This window comes from Streptomyces sp. NPDC052701 (assembly GCF_040678355.1).
Taxonomy (GTDB): domain Bacteria; phylum Actinomycetota; class Actinomycetes; order Streptomycetales; family Streptomycetaceae; genus Streptomyces.
The window spans coordinates 22,673-28,672 of the sequence record NZ_JBFATO010000006.1 but is presented as its reverse complement, the minus strand read 5'-3'; the positions used below and the strand labels follow the sequence as shown (position 1 = coordinate 28,672).

Sequence of the window (6,000 nt, the reverse complement as noted above, 5' to 3'; positions counted from 1 at the left end):
CGGGCCCCGCGTGTGCGCGTGACAGGGGCCCCCGCGGGCCGGCCCGGCCCGGGGCGCCCCTTGTCACGCGTACCGCTCGCGGGCGCGTCCTACGAGTGCGTCCGCAGCAGCGTGCGCATGGTGCGCATCGCCACCGACAGGTTGGCGAGGTCGAACTCGTCCGAGCCCTGGATCTCCTCCAGCGTGGTGCGCGCCCGGCCCAGGATCGCCGCGTTCTTCTGCTCCCACGTCTTGAAGCGCTGCTCCGGCGTCGAGGAGCCGTCGCCCACCGACAGCACGTCGGCGGTGAGCGCCGCGTGGGCCGCGTACAGGTCCTCGCGGATCGCCGCGCGGGCCATGGACTGCCAGCGGTCGGCGCGGGGCAGCTCGATGATGCGGTCCATCAGCTGGGTGATGGACAGCCGGTCGGCGAGGTCGTAGTAGACCTCGGCGACGTCCAGCGGCTCCTTGCCCGTGCGGTCGGCCACCGAGACGATGTCGAGCGTGGGGAAGGCGGAGGAGAACCCTGCCACCCGGGTGGCGAGTTCGTCCGGCACGCCGGCGCCCGTCAGCTCGTCGTAGATGTGCTGGTACCACTCCAGGTCCGCGCCGCGCAGCAGCTTCGGCAGCTGCGTCCAGACCTGCTCGACCCGGTCGGAGAAGAAGTCGACCGTCTCGGCGAGCTGGAGCGGCTGCGGCCGGTTGTTGAGCAGCCAGCGCGTGCCGCGCTCCACCAGACGGCGGGAGTGCAGCCGGATACGGGTCTGCACGGCGGCCTCGACCTTGTTGTCCAGGCTCTCCACCGCGTCCCACACCGGGTAGGCGCGGAAGATCGCGCGGGCCGCGGTCTGCGCCCGGACGATCTCCTCCAGCGACGCGCCGGTCTCCTCGCGCAGCCGGTGCAGGTAGGTCGTACCGCCCGTGTTGACCGTGTCGTTCACCAGGACCGTCGTGGTGATCTCGCGGCGCAGCGGGTGGCCGTCGATGCGGTCGGCGAACTGCTCGCGCAGCGCGGTCGGGAAGTACGCGTGCAGCAGGCCCTTCAGGTACGGGTCGTCGGGCAGCGAGGTGTGCAGCAGCTCCTCGGCGACCGTGATCTTCGTGTACGCCAGCAGTACGGCCGTCTCCGGGCTGGTCAGGCCCTGGCCCTGGGCGAGCCGCTCGCGGATCTGGCGGTCGGTGGGCAGGAACTCCAGCGCCCGGTCGAGGTGGCCCTCGCGCACCAGGTGCTTCATGAAGCGCTGCTGGGCGTGGAGCATGTCCTTGGACTGGGCCAGCGCGTTGGCGATGGCCGTGTTCTGCGCGTAGTTGTTGCGCAGCACCAGGCGGCCGACCTCGTCGGTCATCTCGGCGAGCAGCTTGTTGCGCTGCTTGACGGTCATGTCGCCGTCCGCGACCAGGCCGTTGAGCAGGATCTTGATGTTCACCTCGTGGTCGGAGGTGTCCACGCCCGCGCTGTTGTCGATGGCGTCGGTGTTGATCCGGCCGCCGTGCAGCGCGAACTCGATCCGGCCGAGCTGGGTCAGGCCCAGGTTGCCGCCCTCGCCGACGACCTTGACGCGCAGGTCCCTGCCGTCGACGCGGATGGCGTCGTTGGCCTTGTCGCCGACGTCGCCGTGGGACTCGGTGGAGGCCTTGACGTAGGTGCCGATGCCGCCGTTCCACAGCAGGTCCACCGGCGCCTTGAGGATGGCCCTCATCAGGTCGGCCGGGGTCATCTTGGTGACCTTCTCCTCGATGCCGAGGGCCTCGCGGATGTGGGCGTTGACGGGGATCGACTTGGCCGTGCGCGGGAACACGCCGCCGCCGGGCGACAGCAGGTCCTGGTTGTAGTCCTCCCAGCTGGAGCGCGGCAGTTCGAACAGGCGGCGGCGCTCGGCGTAGGAGACGGCCGCGTCCGGGTCCGGGTCGACGAAGATGTGCCGGTGGTCGAAGGCGGCGACCAGGCGGATGTGCTCGGAGAGCAGCATGCCGTTGCCGAACACGTCACCGGACATGTCGCCGATGCCGACGACCGTGAAGTCCTCGGCCTGCGTGTTCACGCCCAGCTCCCGGAAGTGCCGCTTGACGGACTCCCAGGCGCCGCGGGCGGTGATGCCCATGCCCTTGTGGTCGTAGCCGGCCGAGCCGCCGGAGGCGAAGGCGTCGCCGAGCCAGAAGTGGTACTTGGCGGCGACCTCGTTGGCGATGTCGGAGAAGGTCGCGGTGCCCTTGTCGGCGGCGACGACGAGGTAGGTGTCGTCCCCGTCGTGGCGGACGACGTCCGCCGGGGGCACGACCTCGCCGGCGACCATGTTGTCGGTGATGTCGAGCAGTGCCGAGATGAAGGTCCGGTAGCTGGCGATGCCCTCGGCCATCCAGGCGTCGCGGTCGACGCTCGGGTCGGGCAGCTGCTTGGCGACGAAACCGCCCTTGGCGCCCACCGGCACGATGACGGTGTTCTTCACCATCTGCGCCTTGACCAGGCCGAGGATCTCGGTGCGGAAGTCCTCGCGGCGGTCGGACCAGCGCAGGCCGCCGCGCGCGACCTTGCCGAAGCGCAGGTGCACGCCCTCCACGCGCGGCGAGTACACCCAGATCTCGAACGCCGGGCGGGGTGCCGGCAGGTCGGGGATGGCCTGCGGGTCGAACTTCATCGAGACGTAGTCGTGCGGCGTGCCGTCGTCGGCCTGCTGGAAGAAGTTGGTGCGCAGGGTCGCCTTGATGACGGTGAGGAAGGACCTGAGGATGCGGTCCTCGTCGAGGGAGGCCACCTGGTCCAGGGCCGCGTCGAGCTCCTCCAGCAGGGCGTCCACGATCTCGTGCCCGGCCCGCTGCCGCTCCGGCGACATCCGCGCCTCGAACAGGGAGACGAGCAGCCGGGTGGTGTGGACGTTGTTGCGGAGGGTGTCCTCCATGTAGTCCTGGCTGAACGTGGAGCCCGCCTGGCGCAGGTACTTGGCGTACGCGCGCAGCACCATCGCCTGCCGCCAGGTCAGCCCGGCGCTCAGCACCAGCGCGTTGAAGCCGTCGTTCTCCGCCTTGCCGGTCCAGGTGGCGGCGAAGGCGTCCTGGAACCGCTCGCGGGCGTCGTCGAAGGAGGCCGCGCCGCCGCCGCGCGCCGGGGGCATGCGCAGGCCGAAGTCGTAGATCCAGGCGACGCTGCGGTCCTCGCAGCGCAGCTCGTACGGCCGCTCGTCCACGACCTCCACGCCGAGCCGGTTCAGGACCGGCAGCACGGCCGACAGGGAGATGGCGTCGCCCCGGCGGTAGATCTTGAAGCGGCGCTCCTCGGGCGCGGCGCCCACCGGCTCGTACAGGCTGAGCGCGAAGTTGCGCTCCTCGTCGAGCTGTTCGAGGTGGACGAGGTCGGCGACCGCGTTGCGCGGGGTGTGGTCGGCCTTGTAGCCCTCGGGGAAGGCGTTGCCGTAGCGGCGCAGCAGCTCGGCGGCGTGTTCCTCGCCGAGCTCGGCGTTCAGCGCCTCGGTGAAGCCGTCCGCCCAGGAGCGGGCGGCCTCCACCAGGCGGGCCTCGATGCGCTCCTTGTCGGCGTCGGTCAGGTGCGGCAGCTCGGTGCCCTGCGGGACGCGGACCACGAAGTGCAGCCGGGAGAGGATCGACTCGGTGTTCCAGGCGGTGAAGTCGACGCTGGTGCCGCCGAGTTCCTCCTTGAGGATGTCGACGATCCGCAGGCGCACGCCGGTGGTGTAGCGGTCGCGCGGGAGGTAGACGAGGGCCGAGTAGTAGCGCCCGTACTCGTCCTGGCGCAGGTAGAGGCGCAGCCGGCGCCGCTCCTGCAGGTACAGCACGGAGGTGACGATGGACTGCAGTTCGCCGACGGGCGTCTGGAACAGCTCGTCGCGCGGGTAGGTCTCCAGGATCTGCAGCAGGTCCCGCCCGTCGTGGCTGTGGGGCGAGAAGCCGGCGCGCTCCAGGACCTCCTCGACCTTGCGCCGGATGACCGGGACGCGGCGCACGGACTCGGTGTAGGCCGCCGAGGAGAAGAGGCCGAGGAAGCGCCGCTCGCCGACGACGTTGCCCGCCGCGTCGAACTTCTTCACCCCGATGTAGTCCAGGTACGACGGCCGGTGCACGGTCGCCCGGCTGTTGGCCTTGGTCAGCACGAGCAGTTTGTGCTCGCGCGCCTTGGCCCGGGCGTCGGCGGGCAGCCGCCCGAAGGACGGGCTGACCGGGTGCGCCTCGTCGTCGGCGTGGTGCGGGTCGGAGCGCAGTATGCCCAGGCCGGTGCCGGGGACGGCGGCCAGCGAGTCGTCCTCGCGCAGCTGGTACTCGCGGTAGCCGAGGAAGGTGAAGTGGTCGTCGGCCAGCCAGCGCAGCAGCTCGCGGGCCTCCTCGACCTGCGGTCCGGGCAGGTCGGCGGGGACGGGCTCGTCCGGCAGCCCCTCCGCCAGCCGGGTGGCCGCGTCCCGCATCTTGCCCCAGTCCTCGACGGCCTCGCGGACGTCGGACAGCACGCGCAGCAGGTCGGCGGTGATCTGCTTGAGGTCGCCGCGGTCGGTCTCGCGGTCGATCTCGACGTGGATCCAGGACTCGACGTGCGCGTCGTGCGGGAGGTCGCCGGTGGGCCGGGTGGGCAGCACCTCGATGAGCTTGCCGGTGACGTCGCGCCGCACCACGAACTGCGGGTGGATGACGACGTGGATGCCGCGTCCCTGCCGCGTCAGCTCGTTGGTGACGGAGTCCACCAGGAAGGGCATGTCGTCGGTGACGACCTCGACGACGGAGTGGCTGCACGTCCAGCCGTTCTCCTCGACGGTCGGGGTGTGGACCCGCACGCTGGCCGTGCCCTGGGGGCGGTTCTCGGCCAGCCGGTAGTGCGAGACAGCGGCTCCGAAGACGTCGACCGGGTCGCGGTCGGTGAGGTCCTCCGGGGCGGTGTGCAGGTAGTAGCGCTGGAGGAACGCGAGGAGGGCCTCGCTGTCCGGGGTCTCCGGGGTGCCCTCGCTCGTCGTCCCGGCCGGTAGGTGGCTCCCGGCCGGGCTGTTCTCAGCTACCCGGGCGGCCCTCTCGAGCAGCTCGGCCTTGGCTTCGTCCAGCTTGGTCTGCATTGTCCTCTGGCTCCTGTCGCGCGCCTTTGCGTGACGTAGAAGGAAGTACGGTCTCTGCGCTCACGGGCTCACGCCGCGACGCGGGGTGTCCGGTCTGCTCCGGCGCTGTGCCGCAAGGTGAGACGAGCGGGTGTGTGTGAGCCGTTCCTGAGCCGGCCGACGGATGCGCCGCCGCGCTCGGCGACGTCCGGGCCGGTGGAGTGCTCGGCGCCCCGGGAATCCTCGATGCCCCGTCCCGCCCGCGAAGACCAGCGACCGCCGCCCGGTCACGGATCTCGTCCGTGCTCTCCGGGCGCAGGGCAGGAACGACGGCGTCCCCGCGAGCTATCGCGCTGATCACGCCACCAAGGCTATCGCTCCTCACAGGGGGCCCGTCATGAGCCGTATGTGTACAAAACCGGGGGTGGAAGTTTGACGTTCTGCACAGTGCGCGCTTACGGACGGTGGGACCACCGGCACGGCCCTCCCGCCCTCCTGACGACCGGTCCCGCAGGAGAGACCCCGCCGGCACCGCGAGGAGCGGCCGTCCTCACCGGTGGCGCGGCGCACTCCCCCGAAAGGCCGCACGCCCGCCGACGCCCGCGCGAGGAGGGCTACGGCGTTCGTGCCACCGTCCCCGCCCGCAAGGAGCCCGGGTCCGTCGCCCACGCCTTCGAGGCCGGCTTCGGCGCCCGCGCCGAGGAACCCGGCCGCGCCCGGCCCGGCGCGCCCGGCCCGCCGCGCCCGCCTTCTCGCGGACCCGCCCCGGCCGGTACGCCGCCGTCGCGCCGTCCCCGGCGGGCGCCCTCCCGGCCTGCTCCGCGACAACCCCGGACTCCGCACGATCCTCACGTCCTTCTCCGGCACCGGCGAACCGGTCACGCAGATCCGCCGCGGCCCGGTGCCCACGGCCGCGGTCGCTGCCTCACCGGGTACCCGGCACCGGAGCCCGGCATGCAGACCGCGTCGGCGTCCGGAACCGGGGGGCCAAGGC

1 protein-coding gene is annotated in these 6,000 nt (G+C 71.7%); it reads right to left on the bottom strand.

From position 1 onward, the window contains the following. Positions 1-89: 89 nt before the first annotated feature. Positions 90-5,027: an NAD-glutamate dehydrogenase gene (locus AB0L29_RS09820; protein ID WP_365825204.1), complete on the bottom strand. Its 4,938-nt coding sequence runs from the start codon at positions 5,025-5,027 to the stop codon at positions 90-92. Positions 5,028-6,000: the final 973 nt, after the last annotated feature.

Bases quoted from the DNA above. Each gene is read 5' to 3' on its own strand.
- AB0L29_RS09820 (WP_365825204.1), bottom strand. From the start codon at position 5,027: ATGCAGACCAAGCTGGACGAAGCCAAGGCCGAGCTGCTCGAGAGGGCC.